The 18980-nt window shown below is 44.8% G+C and carries 18 protein-coding genes; 5 read left to right on the top strand and 13 right to left on the bottom strand.

The window, feature by feature from the left end; all coding sequences use genetic code 11:
* Positions 1-34: 34 nt before the first annotated feature.
* The 11 genes from VK179_01640 to VK179_01590 form a co-directional block, all read right to left on the bottom strand.
* A complete protein-coding gene (locus VK179_01640; protein HLO57422.1) occupies positions 35-1543 on the bottom strand; it encodes a hypothetical protein in 1509 nt (502 codons plus the stop codon).
* Positions 1544-1865: 322 nt separating this feature from the next.
* Positions 1866-3761: a M1 family metallopeptidase gene (locus VK179_01635; protein HLO57421.1), complete on the bottom strand. Its 1896-nt coding sequence runs from the start codon at positions 3759-3761 to the stop codon at positions 1866-1868.
* A gap of 30 nt (positions 3762-3791) precedes the next feature.
* Complete coding sequence (locus tag VK179_01630) at positions 3792-5690, bottom strand: right-handed parallel beta-helix repeat-containing protein (GenBank protein HLO57420.1); 1899 nt, start codon at positions 5688-5690, stop codon at positions 3792-3794.
* A gap of 63 nt (positions 5691-5753) precedes the next feature.
* Positions 5754-5933 (bottom strand): hypothetical protein, encoded by a 180-nt coding sequence (locus VK179_01625; protein ID HLO57419.1) that lies wholly within the window; start codon positions 5931-5933, stop codon positions 5754-5756.
* On the bottom strand, positions 5930-6676 hold the full coding sequence (locus VK179_01620; GenBank protein ID HLO57418.1) for a 4Fe-4S binding protein: 747 nt from the start codon (positions 6674-6676) through the stop codon (positions 5930-5932). Before VK179_01620 ends, VK179_01625 begins: the two co-directional genes overlap by 4 nt.
* Before the next feature lie 3 nt (positions 6677-6679).
* A complete protein-coding gene (locus VK179_01615) occupies positions 6680-6952 on the bottom strand; it encodes a TfoX/Sxy family protein (GenBank protein ID HLO57417.1) in 273 nt (90 codons plus the stop codon).
* A 128-nt stretch (positions 6953-7080) separates the two neighbouring features.
* Positions 7081-7758, bottom strand: coding sequence for an ElyC/SanA/YdcF family protein (locus VK179_01610; GenBank protein HLO57416.1), 678 nt, complete (start codon positions 7756-7758; stop codon positions 7081-7083).
* A 5-nt stretch (positions 7759-7763) separates the two neighbouring features.
* Entirely contained in the window at positions 7764-9083 is a 1320-nt protein-coding gene (locus tag VK179_01605; protein ID HLO57415.1) for an ABC transporter permease, read from the bottom strand.
* Entirely contained in the window at positions 9076-9987 is a 912-nt protein-coding gene (locus tag VK179_01600) for an ATP-binding cassette domain-containing protein (protein HLO57414.1), read from the bottom strand. The genes VK179_01605 and VK179_01600 overlap by 8 nt, the downstream gene beginning before the upstream one ends.
* A gap of 59 nt (positions 9988-10046) precedes the next feature.
* Positions 10047-10484, bottom strand: a complete 438-nt coding sequence (locus tag VK179_01595) for a DoxX family protein (protein ID HLO57413.1) — start codon at positions 10482-10484, stop codon at positions 10047-10049.
* Positions 10485-10524: 40 nt separating this feature from the next.
* Positions 10525-11592, bottom strand: a complete 1068-nt coding sequence (locus VK179_01590; GenBank protein HLO57412.1) for a glycoside hydrolase family 88 protein — start codon at positions 11590-11592, stop codon at positions 10525-10527.
* Positions 11593-11744: 152 nt separating this feature from the next.
* Between VK179_01590 and VK179_01585 the strand changes: the two genes are divergently transcribed.
* The 5 genes from VK179_01585 to VK179_01565 all read left to right on the top strand — a co-directional run bounded on the left by VK179_01585 (position 11745) and on the right by VK179_01565 (position 16434).
* The gene (locus tag VK179_01585) at positions 11745-11972 is read left to right on the top strand and encodes a hypothetical protein (protein HLO57411.1); all 228 of its coding nucleotides are present in this window, start codon (positions 11745-11747) and stop codon (positions 11970-11972) included.
* 15 nt (positions 11973-11987) lie between these two features.
* Complete coding sequence (locus VK179_01580; protein HLO57410.1) at positions 11988-13046, top strand: beta galactosidase jelly roll domain-containing protein; 1059 nt, start codon at positions 11988-11990, stop codon at positions 13044-13046.
* An 86-nt stretch (positions 13047-13132) separates the two neighbouring features.
* Positions 13133-14167 (top strand): beta galactosidase jelly roll domain-containing protein, encoded by a 1035-nt coding sequence (locus VK179_01575; protein ID HLO57409.1) that lies wholly within the window; start codon positions 13133-13135, stop codon positions 14165-14167.
* 44 nt (positions 14168-14211) lie between these two features.
* Positions 14212-15738, top strand: coding sequence for an ATP-binding protein (locus VK179_01570; GenBank protein HLO57408.1), 1527 nt, complete (start codon positions 14212-14214; stop codon positions 15736-15738).
* Between the two features lie 9 nt (positions 15739-15747).
* Complete coding sequence (locus tag VK179_01565; protein ID HLO57407.1) at positions 15748-16434, top strand: response regulator transcription factor; 687 nt, start codon at positions 15748-15750, stop codon at positions 16432-16434.
* On the opposite strand, the gene VK179_01560 is transcribed toward VK179_01565, so the two are convergent.
* Both VK179_01560 and VK179_01555 read right to left on the bottom strand, forming a co-directional pair.
* Entirely contained in the window at positions 16431-17312 is an 882-nt protein-coding gene (locus VK179_01560; protein HLO57406.1) for a DUF5131 family protein, read from the bottom strand. The two genes, VK179_01565 and VK179_01560, sit on opposite strands and share 4 nt — an antisense overlap.
* Positions 17313-17455: 143 nt before the next feature.
* Positions 17456-18658 carry a hypothetical protein gene (locus VK179_01555; protein HLO57405.1) on the bottom strand — a complete coding sequence of 401 codons (1203 nt, stop codon included), beginning with the start codon at positions 18656-18658 and terminating at the stop codon, positions 17456-17458.
* Positions 18659-18980: the final 322 nt, after the last annotated feature.

Raw genomic sequence — 18980 nt, 5'->3', positions numbered from 1 at the left:
AAAAAACACAGCCGGCAAAATCACTGTGCAAAAATTACCTTCTTCCGGTGCTCCTTGCGTTTTTCTCTGAACTTTTTGTATTATTATCAGATTTTGACGTAGAAGAACTTCCGCTGCTTCTGCGGCCTGAAGGCGAACCGGATCTTTCCGAACTCCTGGATGCCTGTCCGGATGATCCCGAAGTGCTTTTCTGAGTATTCACCGAAGTTCCACCTGAACGACGGTCAGAACCTGATGATCTTTCAGTAGATGTACTGCGGCTTTCGGTGTTTTTACTGCGGGTCATTTCACGGTTTGAACTGCTGCCCGACTGCCTTCCGGTTGTTGTGGTGGTATTACCCGACTGCCTTGAGCTGCCCGATTGGCTTGACTGCCTTGTGGTAGTTCCGGATTGTCTTGAATTACCGGTTGAGGTTGAAGTACTGGTTGAACTTGAGCCACCGGATGTTCCTCTTCTTCCGTTGGTGGTTTCCGTGCTTTTCATAGTACCGGTTGATCCGCCTGATTCTCTTGTCCTTGTATTTCCCGTTGTGCGGGTACCACTTGATGTCGAATGATTTTCACGTGATCCTGATCCGGTTGAAGTTCTTCTACCGTTATAGTTATTATCAGTCGATTTCGATTTTACATACACCGGTGCATCTGAGCCGCTCGATGTCCTTCTGCCTCCCGATGAACTTACACCGGTCCTGTTATTGCTTTCACGGGTTCTGTAATAAAGATCTGTACCTTCCCTGCGTGATTCAGGTCTAGAATAGGTCGTTTTATAATAACCCTGGTGAATGTTGTTGTAAACATAGGGTGAATGCGAATGATAATGGGTGTAATAGGTGTCGTGCCATCCGTCGTAGCGGTAGTGATTCCAATGCCTGTAGTGGCCATAATACCAGGAATAGTAATTATAGTGGAATCCGTAATAAGTATGCCAGTAAAAGGGATTCCAGGGCCTCCAGTAATTGGGGTAGTAATCCCAGTGCCAGGGTGAATGCCATACAATGTAAGTGGGTGCAAACATGAACCGCACTACCGGCCAGTAAGCTACCTCGTAGGATGTGGTATGGACAACGGTGACACGGTTACCGTTAACCCTTTGACCGGTGTAGCCGGGGTTCGGAGTCTCATCGTAGATAGGCTCAACAATGTAATCTTTGCCATACAGTGCTTCGTCGCCTATGAGCTGGACCTGTACATCGCCGTCAGCACGTTTTATAACAGTGAATACAGCAACGTCCTGCATTTCACGGGGATTCACTGAAACCTGGAGCACTATAAAGTGAACATTGCGGTCAACGTTATCTGCAACGCGGATATAGTCTACATAACCGTCTCCGTTCAGGTCGAGGTTGTTAATATGATTGTCTGAATTATTCAGCTCTCTTTCAAAACCTTCAAGGGTTTCAGATTCCTGAAAAAGGCTCATTACTGCGAAAAGATTCAGGTTATCACCGGGTAATCCGAGATATTCCTGCTGGTCCTGTGCTTTGAGGCTCGTCAATGAGGCGAGAAGCAGTACCAAAACCGGTGTGTAAAAGTATTTTTTCATGGCTAAAAAGTTTAAGAACACTTGTTCTGTTATACTAATACCAAATTCTGTACCAATTATTTCGGAACAAGGATGATTTAGGTCAGCGGGCATGTCTGATGCGGGTTTCATTCCTATTTAGGTTTCTCGCTTCGCTCGAAATGACAACATCGGACGAAACGCAGCGGGGAATCAGGGGGCGGCTCTGCCGCCCCCTGATTCCCCCATTATCAATCCTGTAACCCCTGTCATTTCGAGCGAAGCGAGAAACCCCATTTCGAGCAGCGAGAAACCCCATTTCGAGCGAAGCGAGAAACCCCATTTCGATCGAAGCGAGAAATGCCTACTTCACCTTGTACTCATTATCCGCCGGTACAGCATCTGGCGTAATGTTATTTCCCAGCTTTACCTTTTTTATTTCCCTGCCACTTTTAAGTTTGATCACACACTGTGTCTGTCCGTCCTTCCAGATATCGAGGTTCCTGAATATCTTTTCAGTGGTTTTATCGGCGTACGTAATATCAAGGTAAACCGGCTCGGGGATATTTCCTTTCTTTTCAATTACAATCGCTTTCTTATCCACACTCTTAATAGCCAGGTCAGCATATCCCCTTTCGAAATAACAGGCTTTCCAGAACCAGTTCAGGTTCTGCCCTGAACTATGGCTGTATGAATAAAACATATCATAAGGAGTCGGATGCTTTCCGTTCCAGTTTTTCATGAACTCAAGAGTGGCTTTTTTGAACAAAGCCGGTCCCAGCAACGTCTCCAGCAATATAAGGTTATTGCAGGGTTTAAAGTAACTGGCAAAATCAAGATAGCGCATATTATAATCCACCGAAAAATCCATCAGCGGGTGATCATCAATTTTTCCTGCCTGACCGGGATAATTCATGATGCTCATGGCCTGAAGCGACATCTTATCCCCTTTGAATTTGTCCTCATTGAACTGGGTAAATCCTTCGTCCATCCACATATACCGCGTTTCATTAAAGCCCATATAGAACGGCATATAGTTGTGATACAATTCGTGAGCTATAACAGCATTGTACAAATAAGGAAAGGAATAATCGCTGTTGTTCACCATCATCGGGAATTCCATGGATGAACTGTTCAACTGTGAGTTGATAAATACTGTGGCATGTTCATAAGGAAAAGGAACTCCGGGGAATGAATCAGATGACCATTTCAGCGCATCTTTTGTAACACTTACGGCATTGTAATTTCTCAGGGAATCGGTCGGTCTCACAAGATCAATCTGTACGCGCCTTCCCGTCTGATGGTCGGCCACAAAAGAAGTGCTTTCCCATACATAATCAGGTGCCGTGGCAAAAGCAAAATCGGGTACATGAGTAGCTGTGAAATGCCATTTGTTACCTGCTGTCACTCCAGTTTTATAATCTGCCTTAGTTATGACTTTTACATTATCATCGCCTGAAGCGGCTTTCTGAATCCTGTCAAGAATTTCAGGCTTCAATACTTCTGCCGGATTGCTGCATGTGCCGGTTGCCCATACCACATAGCCATCCGGAACAGTAATGGTGACGTCATAATTGCTGAAATCATTGTAAAACTCAAGGATACCAAGATGCGGAATAACATCCCACCCCTCAAGATCATCATAAACAGACATCTGCGGATACCACAAACCGGCAAAAAAAGCTTTGCCGTATCGTCCCATCCTGTCGATATCGTCGCTCCGTATGGCAGGCACCTTAAACTGCCAGGCCAGCTCTATTTTTGCCGTGCTGTCACTCTTCAAAGTCTTCACTGACCTTATGGATAACAGGGTGTTCTGACGAACCACCTGCCTTTCATCAAGCGTTTTGTTATCCTTAATATATAACCTGCCGTTGATCTTCAGGCTGTCGATAATCACGCCATCTGTAAGGTTCTCTGCAGGAATCGGTGAAAGCCTTGCATTTTCCTTATTGTATAGTTCCTGGTATACTCTCATTGTGAGGTTCTTAAGGGTATCCAGACTATTATTGTGATACATAATGGTTTCAGTTCCACGGATAATGCTGGTAGCTGTATCGAGGGTTGCCACGATTTTATATTCAGATGAATTCTGCCGGTAACGGGGGCCGGGTATACCATCACGGGTCCTTGTTCCCTTCTGTACTGCTTTTTGGAATTCACGGTATTCAGGCAGACCTGTTTGTTGTGCATCCATGGAACCGGCGAGAAGTAATGTTATTAAACATGTGCTGATGAAATAATTGAATAGGGTTTTCATTTGATATGGTTAAAGAATTGATTACTGAATTTACCAGAGCTTTATAATATTTTCTCCTTCTTTCACGACAGCAAAGGGACCCGGAATTATCTGGTCAGCTGGTCTTGGGTTTCCGAAATAATCCAGGTTCGACTTATAGGAAGTTCCGTCACTGTTTTCAAAAACGGCACGGGGAATCTTGGCCTGCCCGAGCTTTTCTGAATCAATTATATTCAGTGACGCATTTTTGACAGCACTGCTGAAAGAGATTGTCAGGTAGCCTTCATTTCCTTTATCATCCAGTTGTATGCAAGGATCGAATGTTCCTTCATAAATCATGTTCAATTCCTTTCGTGAAGGTACGGCACAATTAAGGTAGGCATTGTCCTCAATCCATACCGGAAGTTTGGCATTATCGTAGGTTTTCAGACCGTATTCATTTTGCTTGTTGCCTCTTCCCACGATGAGGTTATTGTATAACCGGTCATCACCACCCAAAACAATAGTTAACCCTGCAATATCAGTGGAATGTGGAAGAAAATAAGGCGTGAACCGGCCGGGATCCGGCCATGTCTGGAACTTGCCGGTGATGAGATTATGAATATAGGCGCCACCTTCTGACTGCGATCTGACCGACACTTCGGAAAGAAATAGGTTGTTATCCACAATGAAAGGGCCATGATCTACTTCAAAGAAAATATCTTCCATATCATTATTGTAAAAAAGGTTGGATGATACCCTTGTACCCTGAGTCATCCAATCGAGCCAGATTCCCCTGCCTGCATTGTGGATCCGGTTATGCCGGATAATGGCATCAACGGCGGCATGGAATTTTATTCCCCCGATTTCAGCACCGCTGAATTGCCTTTTGGTGTATATATTGTAAATGTGATTGTTCTCGATCAGGCTGAATGCCGCTCCCATGCTTCCGCAAATTCCGGTCTGCTCACAGTTGAATATTGTGTTGTTTCTTACGATGTGACTTCCGATATTGCCCTTTCGCCAGCCATTCCGAAGTACCCTGAAAAGGACCTCGATATAATGGATATTGCCGTCGTTATATATGTTTCCCTGGTCGGCCGACCATACATTGTGGCCCGTGCCACGCTCTTTGCCCAGTGTGATTCCCGAGCATTTTGAATCGCTTATTACATTGTTTTCAATAATCCATCCCATATTCCAGTGTGTGGCGACCATTCCCACCTGTTCGGCCGTAGGTGCGCCCCACTGCGTGGCGGCCTGGCTTATATAAAAACCGCTGATGGTAATAAAGTTCAATCCCTGAATTTCAGGGTAAAAACAGGTCTTGCGGGCACTGGCTTCGATGAGTTCATTGTTGGGATTGAATTCATGAAAGTTTGCCCATATGGTTGTCGACTGATCATTGCTTTCGCAATACCAGGTATAAGTAGAGCCTTTAGGATCGGCGATTGACGAATCGGCTGAAGGAAAAAACACTTTCTGTTGCGATTCTTTTTCATAAAGTGATTTCCCGTTAAGGAACACTTCACCGGTATGATGAATACGGCCATGATCATTGAACCAGTCGCCGTAAATCGAATCTTTATAGGGATTATAATCACCGAAAAAGGAATTCGGGATTGTAACCATCCATACTCCCGGTATCTTATCGACCTTCTTCCACCCCTTTACTACTTCTGATCCTTTGATTTCTGCCTTCTCACCGGGAGCTGCCCGGAATACAATTCTTTTCGCATCACTTTCACCACCGCGTATGGGTTTTACCCATTCCCTGTAAACACCGGTATGAACGGTTACCGTATCACCCGGCATGGCTAAATACACAGCCCGGTTTATAGTGAGGAAAGGCCTGCTTTTTGATCCGTCATTCGAATCATTACCTGATTTTGACACATGGTATTCACCGGCTGAAATGTTGAAGGCTGCAATGGTAAGGGAAACCAGCAAGCCGATGATTTTTGAATTCATATATGAGGAGGATTTAATTCAAAGCCGGAGAATCTGGTCAAATATAATAAATAGCACGAAATTTCAGCTCTTCTTTTCCTTTATCAGGAAAACAAGTGCCCAGATATTCAGCACGCATGCCATGAGTCCGAGATAATTGCTTTTATTCGCCTGCCATGAGAAATCGTCATGATTCATATATAAGATGATCAGAACGATTAATACAGCAGAAAGAACAGCTAAGATATGACGGATCTGTTTCATATTTTGGGTATTTCGTTTTGTTTCTTTTTAAAATCGAACCGGATCACTTTATGATTACAGTGATCGATGCAATTTCCACAAAGAATGCATTCGGTGTGGGAGAGGTTATTGTTTTGGGCCTGTTGCATCACATCAATATTCATGGGGCAATGCCGGTTGCAGCTACCGCAATTTTTACATTCGGCTCCGGTTGTCACGAGCCGGAGTTTACTAATCTTCATGAAGTCGCCGAGTTTGTGCCCAAGGATCATAAAAGGTGCCTGCCAGCAAACATATTTACAGGATGCAAACCTGCCAAAGATACCGGTAAGGGGAACAATGATCATTACGGCGCCGATTGTCAGAATGATCTTTCGCTTCAGTGTTATATCAGACATCCCATACGAAAGGTCAACCGAATGAAAACCGTTTATTATATATCCTGTAATTACTGAACCGATCCAGACCGAAAAAATTACATACTTGATATTATTGGCCTTTGAATTCCGGGCTTTCCTTTTGATGAAAACGGCCAGCATTTCCTGGATACCGCAGCCCGGGCAAAACCACGAACAATAAGCCCTTCCAGAAAAGATTGACAGGACAGAGATCAGTATAAAAGCAATAAAACTTGCATTGATTATGCCTTTCCAGGAAGCAAGAACAATAATGACAGGAGAAAAGAATAAATGAAAAATTAGCAGCAGGTGAAATAAAACGGCTGTTGTTAGTACAATTGGCTTGCGGATTACCTGGTAACTCATTTTTCAGCAATTACCGTTTTTTCGGGCCAGACTGTAAAACTGTTTCAATTCTTGTTTGCGTTCAGCCGGAATCTCATTGTATTTTACACCCAGAATGGCGCCTTCAAGCCCGTACAGCAGGCTCAGGCATGCTCCGGGATCAACCGTCTGGATCTTCAGGAATGCCTTTTCACTGCCCAATGCAACCAGTTTTTTCATCGAATCAATACCAACGCTGACCAGTTTGGCCTCCGTGTCCTTGCCGATATTCACATGGTAGGTAAGATCTGTTGCCATAAATAGCTATTTACCAGTAGACCATTTTAACAGAAAAAATCCTATTATTATAGCTGTTTTTAATGGATCAAATCTACAAAAATATTTTTGCCGGGCTGGTGTTCCGGTAACTCCTTTACTGGTCCCTCCTAATCAAAACTCAGATTGCTGTCCCCTGTAATCGGAATGGGAGGCCCGCCAAAATGAGGCTTGCGACGGATGGTTACTTCAAGAAACGCTTTAACATTGGCCAGCACTTCACGGATCTGAACATATAAACGCGAATCCTTATGCGGGTTATCAGCCCTTATGCCGTATACCTTCAAACCATAACTCCGCGCTATATATATCGCCCTTGGCAAATGAAAATCCTGGGTCACCACTATGGCATCGGCAACATTGAATATCTTCTTAGCCCTTACCATGGTGTTATAGGTATCAAACCCGGCATGATCCAAAAATACATCGCTTACATTCACATCATGTTCCAAAATGTATTGCTTCATCCCATTGACTTCATCATACTGCACCCGGCCATGATCGCCGCTTAAGAGCAGCCTCTTGACTTTTCCCTTCCGATACAACGCAATCGCCAAATCAAGCCTTTCTTTCAGAAACCTCATTGGTTTTCCCGAAGATGAAACCATCGCACCCGGAACTATCGCCGTGTAACAAACCGGCAACTCATCAATAGTGCTGCAGATATAATGCCTGCTTTTAAAGTAGACCATGCCATTTGAAACCACCACCAGCACGGTCACTGCAGTGGCCGAATATAGAATGGCTCTCCTCAGCCACTTCACTTTAAAAGGAGACCGGAGTTTCACAATACCTACCTGCTTTTAAAAACATACCTCACCAGGTTGGCAAAGGTAGGCTTCTGTCCCTGCATCAGGATTCCGGTGCGGAAGATCCTGGAGCCGGCCCATACTGCAAAAAGGGTGAACAATATAACCCCTGCTAACCCCGCATAGGGCTGCCATACCGGAAGCGTCACCGGTGTTGCCTGCCGTACAATCATCACCATGGGTGTGAACGGCGGTATAAGAGACATAACGGTTGCAAGGCTTCCAAGGGGATTCCTTAAAACCGGCATGATCACAAACAAAGGCAATAACATGGGCAACATGGCAGGAAACGACATGTTCTGAGCATCCTTGTTGTCGTTGCAGGCTGAACCCAGTGCAGCCATGATCGAGCCGGCCATGATCAGGAATAATACCAGGAATATGAAAAACCAGGGCAGAATATCATAAGGAATCATATTTCCACCACCCAATTGTTTACCCGTAAATACTCCTCCGACAATATAAATAGTAGCCGTGGTAAGTGCCACACCGGTACTCCCTAACACTTTCCCGGCCATAAACTGGAATGGAGTTACCGTGCCCAGGAGCACCTCGGCAATCCGCTCCATTTTTTCTTCCATCACCGCAGTAAGTAACGGCATTGATCCCACCATCCCCATCATAAACATCATCATCACCAGGATATACGGGATCAGTAACGACGTCACCGGGTTGCTCTTCTCCGCATCCTTTATTTGTCCCGAATTCACATCCTTTTTTAACAAACCCAGCCCTTCTATATTCGTCCAGTAAAACAATTCCTTTGTACTGTCAGGCGACAAATGTAAATCAGCAATCCGAAGTTCCCGGAGATGATTGTTTATAGGATTCGAAAACCAGTTCTGGGTTTCATCCAGTATACTCGTTTCCGAATAAAATCGAACATAGGCATTTTGAGGGTCCGCATCGGGATGAAGTACTGAAGAACCGATTTCAAGAAAACCGGTAAGATCCTTGCTGCTTACCCTGTCTGATAGTTCAAGCTTCTGCTTTACAAGATCAGTATTATCCGGAGTAATAAATTCAACCTGGTAAGCAGGCTTGATTTTCTCTTTTGTGTCCGGTTTGTAAATCTCCACTTCATTATGAAATTTTACACTTTGTTTCAGTGATTCCTCAAAAAGTCCGGAATGATCAATCACCGCAAACTTCTTATCGGTTGTGTCCACCTTTTTTTCAGCAATGATCGACACGGCCACGCTGCCACCCATAAGCACCGGAAGCATGACCAGGCTTATAATGAAACTTTTGGTCTTAACAGCGGCTTTATATTCCCTGAGGGCTATTATCAGTATTTTACGCATGGGTTTCTGCTTTTTTATCGGGTGCTGCAATACGAATGAAAATATCGTTCAAAGAGGGTTTTGTAACCTCGAACTTCAGAATTCTTGTCTTTGATGCCAGTTGCATCAAAACCTGTTGGGTGTCGGTACCCGTTGAGAGCCTGAGCTCCTGCATCTGCCCGAAATCATTGATCTTTTCAATACCCCTGATGTCATTCAGCACGTCAAGACCTCCTTCGGTCTGCAACCGCACCGTATCATTGCCATACTTGTCCTGGATACTGTCCAGCGTACCATCCAGCACTTTATGGCCTTTGTGAATCATAAAAATATAATCACACATCCTTTCGGCCATATTCATATCGTGTGTGCTAAATATAATGGTGGCACCGCTTTTCTGAAGATCAAGAAGTGACTCTTTCAATATATCTGCGTTAACAGGATCCAGTCCGCTGAAAGGCTCATCAAGGATGATGATTTCAGGCCTGTCGATTACTGTGGCAATGAACTGCAGTTTCTGCGTCATCCCTTTGCTTAACGTTTCAACCTTTTTGTCAGCCCTGTCTGCAAGGTTCAATTTAGTCAGCCAATAGTTGATCTCTTTCCTGGGGTCGGCGGTTTTTTTCAGATCTGCATGAAATTTAAGCACATCATACACTTTCATCTTTTTGTATAACCCGCGCTCTTCAGGCAGGTATCCCACCCTGTCTAGCCTCGATGCGCCCTGTTCAATTCCCCTGATGAATACTTTTCCCGAATCAGGATAAAAAATATTCAGGATCATCCTGATTGTGGTGGTTTTGCCTGAACCGTTAGGTCCGATGAAGCCGTAAATGGTGCCGCCCGGCACTTTCAGATCAAGTTCACTTACAGCAGTTACCGCACCAAAGGTTTTGGTAACATTTTGAAGTTCGATTATTTCCATCAGATATGGGTATGATGTTAAAGTACCATCAAATATAATGGGTTTGAAATCAAGTTTTGTTAAACGGACTGTTTTCTTTCACCAAAGACGATCCGGTCGGTTGAAAATCTTCCGGGCCCGCTCAACAACAGCATAACAGCTATGACAAGAAATAAGAGTGGGTGATCATAGGCGCCTCCCCCTGTGAAACTCACAAATGGATCGCCTCCCGAGATGTGCGTGTATGTGGCAACAGTCATTGTACAGGCAATCCCGAAAGAGGCAAGCGGTGTGAGAAATCCTATGATCCAGGCTATGCCGCCACAAAATTCTGAAATGGCTGCAAGCATTTGGAAAAACGCAGGATAACCGGAATCTGGACCCATCCAGTGCAACGGATCTTTGATTTTAAACGACCCGTAGAAGGCAAAGGAAAGACCGGCCACCATGCGGATCAGAAGCAGGGCCAAATCGACCCGGGCAGGATTTACCGGAATTGAAAACAGCTTCAGTTTCATAATGCAAAACCGTATAACACATGGTATCCCGATTTGTTGATTATTCGTAGTCAGCCAGCAGACTGTATGCAAACCACAGCACAGGCGCCTGGCCGTGCAGATCCCCGGTTGACCTTGGCCGCGTCAGGTAAAAATTCAGGTCATTGGTCTGGCCGGTTCCCACGCACACATCCCTGAGCTTGCCGTCTTCATTGATATAGGTAACCAACCCTTCCCATGCCTTATCAGAGGCTGTCTTAAATACTTCCTCGGGTAACAGACCCTTTTTATATCCTACCGTTATGGCATAACCAAACATGGCAGTACATGATGTTTCCTTGTACGATTCGGGATGGTCAACAAGCTGGTGCCACATGCCGTCCTCATCCTGCAGGAAAAGCAGTGTCTTCATCATTTTCCGGTAACCCTCCAGTATACTTTTGTAATGGGAATTGGCTTTCGGAAGCTCGGTCAGTAATTCAGCCAGCCCGGCTGCAACCCATCCGTTTCCCCGGCCCCAGAAAAAGGGATAGGCTTCCCCATGAAAAAACAAACCATTCGGCTGTTGTAGCTTTTTTAAATAGGCATCAATCTCGAGAGCGGCCCGCTCTATGTACTCTTTGCGTCCCGTTGCCCTGTATGCCTGTATTTGCAGGGCACCAATCATCCATACATCATCAATCCAGAACCGGGTCTGCCAGGTTAATCCGCCTTCAAGTGTATCCTTCCACTGTCCGTCTGCCAGGTTCAATCCCTGTTTCAGAAACTTCTCATCCCTGCCCAGCATATACAATTCAAGCGGCAGAATGCCAAATACATTCACATCCACATGATTGGCCGTATTTTCAATGTTCTCATCAATAACCCGTGAATAACGCTCTTCCAGTTTCTTTACTGTTTCGTGGTCGCCGAGCAAGGCGGCCAGCCGGGCGGCTCCAAAACCGGCACAGGCCTCGGCATAATGGACACCCCTCACTTCATCCGTTTTATACATCATGAAGTCAGGGCGCGACATCAAATCCTTGATAACAAGCCTGCCGGCCGCTTCAGGGGTTTTCACGGTATCTGATTCCGAAAATGAGCACAGGCCCAGGAAAGCAACAAAAAGGGTTACAACAGTGGTTTTCATGCGGGTTAAGGTTTTATTTTTCAGGTGAATCTAAAATTATAAATCATTTTACAATCCTGTGACAATTCATGACAATTATTTACGTGGCTGTGACAGTGATCTTTTCAGGCTAGCCTACTTTTGACCTGTCTGAATCAACAAAAAATACGACAATGAAGCTTACCGTTTTTATGTTAACCGTCCTTTTTCTTGGCATCGTCATTCTTCCTAAATCCGGAAATAAATCACAGGTACAGGAAACAGAATGGCAGTGCAAGGTTCCGGCCCAAAAGGTTTCACTTGATATTTCAGGTGAAACAACTGCAAACAAGGATCAATCTGCTCCTGTAAGCTCAGAATTTTCAGGCAAACATGCCAACACCGTATTCTTTATATTATAAATCAATTAACAAACTATGAAATCAAAATTACTCCTTGTATTGATACTGCTGACTGCTGCTGCAGGCACAAAGGCAGAAGACCTCAGGAAACTGCTTTCTCTTTCCGGAACCTGGATGTTCAGCATCGGCGATGATATGCAGTGGGCATCCCCCGCTTACGATGATTCAAAATGGGACCGGATCAATGTTCCGGATAAATGGGAAGACCAGGGTTATGAGGACTATAACGGCTATGCCTGGTACCGTAAGGAATTCAGGCCGGCCGACATTCCTAAAAACGTTCAGGTGATCCTTATGCTGGGCAGAATCGACGATGCAGACGCCGTATACCTCAACGGGAAACTGCTGGCACGCAGTGGTGATTTTCCACCGTACCCTGAAACGGCTTATGACAGGACAAGAAGATATGTAATTCCTGACGGACTTCTTAAGGTGGATGCTGAAAACATTATTGCCGTGAGGGTTTATGACAGCCAGCAGGACGGAGGCATTGTAGACGGACCCGTAGGTTTGTTTTATGACGCCGATGTGGAACTTATGAATCTCAACCTTACGGGAAAATGGAAAATTCACGAAGGCGATAACAAGGAATGGAAAGAGCCTGGTTTTAATGATAACGACTGGAAACGAATCCAGGTGCCATCAGAATGGGAATCCGGACCCCTGCACAATTACGACGGGTATGCCTGGTACCGGGTGAATTTCAGGGTGCCGGCCAATTTCACAGGGTCAACACTTTACCTGTCGCTCGGAAAAATCGACGACGTGGATGATGTTTACCTGAACGGAAGATACGTAGGTTCGGTTTACGATATTCGCACCAATCACCGCCACTGGGGTGACGGTTGGGAATGGAATATAAGAAGGGTATACAAAATCAGCGGCTCATGGCTGAAACCCGGTGAGATCAATAATATTGCCGTAAGGGTTTACGACGGCCAGGGCGTTGGCGGTATTTACCAGGGCCCTGTGGGTATCATGTCGCCCGAAAACTACAGGAGATACAAGGACAAGCACCCGTCTTATGAAAATTCATTCTGGGAATTCATTTTCGGAGATTATTATGAGAGATAACGGGCGGAGTGAAATGAAAGAATGAAGAAATGAAGGAATGAAAGAATGAAGAAATGAAGGAATGAAAGAATAATAAAAGTTCAATTATGAAAACGCTTATTTACACAACTATATTCCTGCTTGCACTGGCCTCGGGAAAAGCGATGGCGATGGATAACCGGCTGACAATGCTGATCAATCTGAAGGGCAACTGGGCATTTACAATCGGAATTAACGATGACTGGATATCGCCGAAATTTAACGACAGCAACTGGGAGACCATTAAGGTACCGTCCTCATGGGAAGACCAGGGTTTCAACGGATATAACGGCTATGCCTTTTACAGGAAAAAATTTACCATTCCCTCCACACTTAAAGGACGCATGCTTTACCTCTATATGGGCTATATTGATGATGTGGACGCAGTATATTTCAATGGTAAAAAAATAGGATCCACAGGAGGATTTCCTCCTAACTATCACACCGCTTATGACGCCGAAAGAATTTACTATGTGCCCGAAGAACTCATCAGCTTTGACGGAACCAATGTGATAGCAGTTAAGGTATATGATACCGAACAGGCAGGAGGAATTGTAGGTGGCGAAATCGGACTGTACGGCGGAAAAACCTCCGTAAATCTGGATGTGAATTTGCAGACTCCCTGGAAATTCAAAACCGGTGACGATATGAAACGCAGGGATATCGCCTATGACGACAGCAAATGGGGTGATATTATGGTTCCGGGTCGCTGGGAAGACCAGGGATACCGCGACTATGACGGCTATGCCTGGTACCGGAAGACATTTGTTTACAATGGAACAGCCACAGAAGACCGTATGGTTCTGATTATGGGCAAAATTGATGACATGGACCAGGTTTATATTAACGGCGTACTGGTAGGATCAACCGGTAACTTCCCGGCAAACGGCGACAGGGCTTATTCCGGATCGGAATATGATGCCTTCAGGGGCTATTATTTACCGGCAGGCGTGCTGAAGAAGGGACAGAAGAATGTGATCGCGGTGAGAGTCGTTGACACAGGCGGAGAAGGCGGTATTTATGAAGGGCCTGTCGGATTGCTTTCCCAGACAAAATATATCGAATACTGGAGATCCATGAAGAAAAGCAGGTACCCTCGCTAAAGATGAATAATTAAAATCCCTATATTTATTCAAACTAAACAGGAATGCATTCAGTAAGGAAAATAGGCATGCTGATTATTGCCGTAATACTTGTGCCTGTTCTCTTTATATCGGTTTATGAGATCGGAAACCTCAAGAATAATGAAAAGGTTATCCAGGACATTTACCGGAACCAGCTGAATGCAATCCTGTTTTCCATCAATCAATACTCGGACGATGTAATCAGCAACTTCGCAAGCCGGTTGGAAAATCAGCTGAATAAGCAGGACACCGGATCTGATGAACTCCTCCGTATGGTGAGCGAAAAACCGGCAATAAAATGTCTACTTGTTTATGATAAGTCCTTCCGCTTTAAGTTTGCGGTTCCTGAATGTGACAGCGCCGCAACCCATTATGCAGAGAAACTTTCAGGTATCGGCAGTAATATAAAAAGGCTGGAGACTTACTACAGGGGAAATTACAGGAAGATTGAACCGGTGAATGATACGGCAGGTAATCAACTTATTGTTTTTCTGCTGGGAAATATAAACGATCCGCTGATTGCCGTTGTGGTTCTTGACCCGGAGAAATTCATAAGTGAAGTGCTTGATCCCAAGATACAGGAAATAGCACGGAACCAGTTTCATATCGCGGCGTACAGGGCCGGTGAGCCGGATGCTTTTTATAATTCCGACAAACAGTACACACCGGGTGCCCACATTGAGAAAAAGCCTTTCTGGTTGCTTCAGAATTACCAGATGGGAATTGAACTTAAAAATGTCACGATTGCCGACCTGGCAGGTAAAAGGGCAAGGAGGAGCCTTATACTGATAGGCCTCATGGACATTATTCTCCTTGCAGGCGCCTTTATTATTTTCAGGAATATCCGCAAACAGATTGAGCTTTCGCAGCTTAAAAATGATTTTGTTGCCAACGTATCCCACGAAATACGAACTCCGCTGGCCCTTATAAGCATGTACATCGAAACACTTGAAATGGGAAGGGTTAAAAGTCCGGAAAAAATCAAAGAGTATTATTCAGTCATAATGAACGAGACATCCCGGTTATCGGCCATGGTAAACCGGATTCTCAATTTCTCGCAAATCGAAAACAAGAAAAGGAAATACACCTTCGCTCAAACTAATCTGAATGACGCGGCCGAAAGCGTGTTTACGACCTTCCGGTACACCCTTGAAAACAAGGGATTCCGGTTTATGCTTGAAACAGATCCCGATGTTCCTTTGCTGAATGCCGACAGGGATGCTGTGTGTGATGCCCTGGTGAACCTGGTTGACAATGCCATGAAGTACAGTGCCGAAACAAAAGAAATCACAATCAGAACCGGTCAAACCGGGCAACAGGCTTTTGTGGAAGTCCAGGATAAGGGAGTGGGCATTTTGCAGAAACATCAGAAATATATCTTTGATAAATTTTACCGGGTTACCGAAAAGAACCTGGCAAACCGGATAAAAGGCTCAGGATTGGGACTTGCCATTGTGAAGCATATCATGGAAGCGCATGAAGGGCAGATCACCGTTCAAAGTGAACCCGGCGCCGGTTCCACGTTCCGGTTACTATTCCCGCTTAAGTAAAATACCGATATGAAAAAGATACTGATAGTCGAAGACGAACCCAACATGGTAAACGGGTTGAAGGACAACCTTGAATTTGAAGGGTATGAAATTGACACGGCCATGGAAGGCAACCTGGGACTGCAGAAGGCCACAGAAAACAAGTATGACCTGATCCTGCTCGATATCATGCTGCCGGGCATGTCGGGTCTCGATATCTGCAAATCGGTAAGAAAAAAAGGAATCAACACTCCCATCATTTTATTGACGGCAAAAGGTGAAGAAATTGATAAAGTGCTGGGACTTGAGCTTGGCGCCGACGATTACATCACAAAGCCTTTCAGCCTGAGGGAACTGCTGGCAAGGATCAAAGCGATACTCAGGAGGAGCATAAATGAAAATAACGGGTCTTCCGAAGAACTGACTGTCATTGGCAACCTGAAGGTGAATTTTAAAAATTACGCCGCCTTCGTCGGAACGCAGGAAACTAAAATGTCATACAAGGAATTTGAAATCCTGCACTACCTGTATAAAAATGCCGGTACCACGGTGGATCGTGATAACCTCATGAGCGCTGTGTGGGGTATTGATTACGACATCACCACCCGCACCGTTGACAACTTCATCCTCAAACTCCGCCAGAAAATCGAAACCGACCCCAACAACCCGAAAATTATATTAACGGTGCATGGGATTGGGTACAGGATGGTTATTTAGGGTGACCAATCCACCCCCGCTTTCCTCGCCTGCTGGTGCTGAAACTGCCTTTTAATGGAATACAATTTCCCGTCCTTCACAAATTTCGCCCCGGTTTGCTTGAACCAAAACGGCACGTTGTGAGTGACACATTGTTCACGGATGCCCAAAACCCAATCAAAATGGCATTCCCTCGCCTGCGGTCCGGACTCCCCTCCTACTACAACCTGTTCAATCTGCGGGCTAAGCCACCCTGATATATCAACAGGCTCCAGCAGCGGTTCGCATATGATGGCCTTATGCTTAACGGGTATCCTGGTAAGGATCGGCAACCTGAAATCCACCCTATCCTGTGTTTCACAGGTAGAACATACTGTAACATTCGGGTAGCCTTCACCCCAGTCAGGAGGCAGATTCACCTCAAACCGGTGGATCCGTTTGGTGATGATGAAGAAATGCAGGTCGCTCCGGATTTTCATCATTTCCCAGGCTTCAATCCTCCACTCATCGGCCTCATCCAGGAAAAAATCAGAAGAAAAGCAGGTATAAATAATTTCACCGGGTTTCAGTTTATAGTAACCTTTCCGGTCCTTTTTCAGCGGCAGGTTGAACGCTGTATTTTTAGTAACCAGTGAAGCATCCTTTTCATAGGCCGAATCCATCCTGTATACATAACAGTTTTTACAACCCGCACTGATCTTGCGGCACCCGTGCCATGGATTCCATTGAGCCATAAAAGGAGGAAATGATATTGCAAGTATAGGCAATTTCATTATTCCCACAGAATAAAAAATTCTCTCGCAGATGTCGCTGATAAACGCAGATACTGCCTGCAGCAGTGATCTCCGGCGGTTTCTCGCAGAGCCGCAGAGAACAGCCAGACTGCCGTAGGCAGTCATTATTTTAATCTTTATTAGTCTTTAATTCGTGCATTCGTGGTTATTTTTTCTTCGTGCTCTTCGTGTTCTTCGTGTTCTTAGTGGTTAAATTCCAAACTGCCGCAGGCAGTCATTCGAGAAATTCGTTATCTTTTTTTTCGTCTTTAATTCGGGCATTCGTGGTTATTTTTTTGTGCTCTTAATGGTCTTATAGGAATTCTTCGTGTTCTTTCTTCGTGCCGGCGTTTGTAGAGGCGCCAGACCAGCCAGGTTATTACCAGGATCAGTACCAGAATGATGTAACCCACATTGGTAAATACCCACAATATGGTCTGGATCATTTTTCTGAATTTTTGACCTTTTTCTATTGTCTTTCCGGTAATGAGTACGGACTGATTCCAGTCAAAATTTTTCAACTTGGGTAAAAATCCCTGTTGCACGCAACCTTCGAGACTGAAAATTCCGATATCCTTTGTAAAATGACTGGCAACAATCAGGTCTCTGGATAACTCATTCCAATTCAAAGGAACATTTTTAGATGCTGTATCTGCTCCCCCGCCAGTAATACCCAAAATGATTGCCTCTGCATCACCGCCATAACTCCAGACAGCAGCTGCACCGGATTCATGGTCAAAACTGGTATAAATCATCAGGGCTTCTTTATCGCCTTTTGTAGTTACGACATCAATAACCCTGTCAAGTAAGGTGGAATTAATCCTGCGTTCATCCGCGACAAAATTAAGCTGGTAGGTTTGAACCGGGTAACCGCGACTTTGAATGTGCCGGATTAGCTTTGAATAAGCTTTGCGGGCCTCCCTGGCACGTTTTAATCTTTTAAGGCTTAAGGAACGACCTACTAAAGTAGAAATAAGTTTCCCCTTGCCCGCTTTCAATATCTCCCCGAATTCTTTGATGTTTGGTTCCACATCAATACCTACCGCCGCCCACTTGAGGTCATATTTTTTAGTCCATTTTTCGAAATTCTCAAAACAAACAGCTGATTGAGGGGCATTACTGGCGTTCATGTAATAGCCCTGTTCACGCGGCAAAACCAACCAGGCAATTACCGGTATACCGGCCTTATTTAAACGACGAACAATTTCTGCACGCTCTGGACTATAGTCGATCAATGCCATACTGATGTTGCTGTTCATAGCTTTAATATCGCTAATTAGCCCTGGCGTATCAAACAATTTCTGCAAAGGCTCGGTTTCAAGTTCGCAGGCAAATCCAAACTTAGGCAAATCACCCGGTTTACGTTTTACCTCAATGCCTGAAGTATCCTTTGCTGAAGAAGCATGAACATCCAAGCCTCTTCCGGTATTGCAGATAATTAGCAATACGATGCAAACAACCTTTATTTTCATCGATTACATAGTTAAATCATTCAGGAATACCATTTTATCATCTGATATTTTGACGCTGAATGTTGGAGCTGGTTACAAATAGGGGCCGAAGCGGGACAAGCTCTTGCAGTGGAAGTGTAAGAACCGGGGTAGAGCCTTTTAGACTGCCGCAGGCAGTCATTAGTGAAATTCGTAATAATTTTTTTCGTCTTCAATTCGCGCATTCGTGGTTATTTTTCTTCGTGCTCTTCGTGCTCTTGGTGTTCATCGTGTTCTTGGTGGTTAAATTCTCAAACTACCGCAGGCAGTAACTCTGCGTCTCCGCGCCTCTGCGAGAAACAAT

This window comes from Bacteroidales bacterium, from assembly GCA_035299085.1.
Classification (GTDB): domain Bacteria; phylum Bacteroidota; class Bacteroidia; order Bacteroidales; family UBA10428; genus UBA5072.
This window is presented reverse-complemented; position numbering and strand designations above follow the sequence as displayed.

Bases quoted from the DNA above. Each gene is read 5' to 3' on its own strand.
- VK179_01635 (HLO57421.1), bottom strand. From the start codon at position 3,761: ATGAAAACCCTATTCAATTATTTCATCAGCACATGTTTAATAACATTA.
- VK179_01630 (HLO57420.1), bottom strand. From the start codon at position 5,690: ATGAATTCAAAAATCATCGGCTTGCTGGTTTCCCTTACCATTGCAGCC.
- VK179_01570 (HLO57408.1), top strand. From the start codon at position 14,212: ATGCATTCAGTAAGGAAAATAGGCATGCTGATTATTGCCGTAATACTT.
- VK179_01575 (HLO57409.1), top strand. From the start codon at position 13,133: ATGAAAACGCTTATTTACACAACTATATTCCTGCTTGCACTGGCCTCG.
- VK179_01560 (HLO57406.1), bottom strand. From the start codon at position 17,312: ATGACTGCCTACGGCAGTCTGGCTGTTCTCTGCGGCTCTGCGAGAAAC.
- VK179_01590 (HLO57412.1), bottom strand. From the start codon at position 11,592: ATGAAAACCACTGTTGTAACCCTTTTTGTTGCTTTCCTGGGCCTGTGC.
- VK179_01625 (HLO57419.1), bottom strand. From the start codon at position 5,933: ATGAAACAGATCCGTCATATCTTAGCTGTTCTTTCTGCTGTATTAATC.
- VK179_01595 (HLO57413.1), bottom strand. From the start codon at position 10,484: ATGAAACTGAAGCTGTTTTCAATTCCGGTAAATCCTGCCCGGGTCGAT.
- VK179_01640 (HLO57422.1), bottom strand. From the start codon at position 1,543: ATGAAAAAATACTTTTACACACCGGTTTTGGTACTGCTTCTCGCCTCA.
- VK179_01565 (HLO57407.1), top strand. From the start codon at position 15,748: ATGAAAAAGATACTGATAGTCGAAGACGAACCCAACATGGTAAACGGG.
- VK179_01585 (HLO57411.1), top strand. From the start codon at position 11,745: ATGAAGCTTACCGTTTTTATGTTAACCGTCCTTTTTCTTGGCATCGTC.
- VK179_01600 (HLO57414.1), bottom strand. From the start codon at position 9,987: ATGGAAATAATCGAACTTCAAAATGTTACCAAAACCTTTGGTGCGGTA.
- VK179_01615 (HLO57417.1), bottom strand. From the start codon at position 6,952: ATGGCAACAGATCTTACCTACCATGTGAATATCGGCAAGGACACGGAG.
- VK179_01580 (HLO57410.1), top strand. From the start codon at position 11,988: ATGAAATCAAAATTACTCCTTGTATTGATACTGCTGACTGCTGCTGCA.
- VK179_01620 (HLO57418.1), bottom strand. From the start codon at position 6,676: ATGAGTTACCAGGTAATCCGCAAGCCAATTGTACTAACAACAGCCGTT.
- VK179_01555 (HLO57405.1), bottom strand. From the start codon at position 18,658: ATGAAAATAAAGGTTGTTTGCATCGTATTGCTAATTATCTGCAATACC.
- VK179_01605 (HLO57415.1), bottom strand. From the start codon at position 9,083: ATGCGTAAAATACTGATAATAGCCCTCAGGGAATATAAAGCCGCTGTT.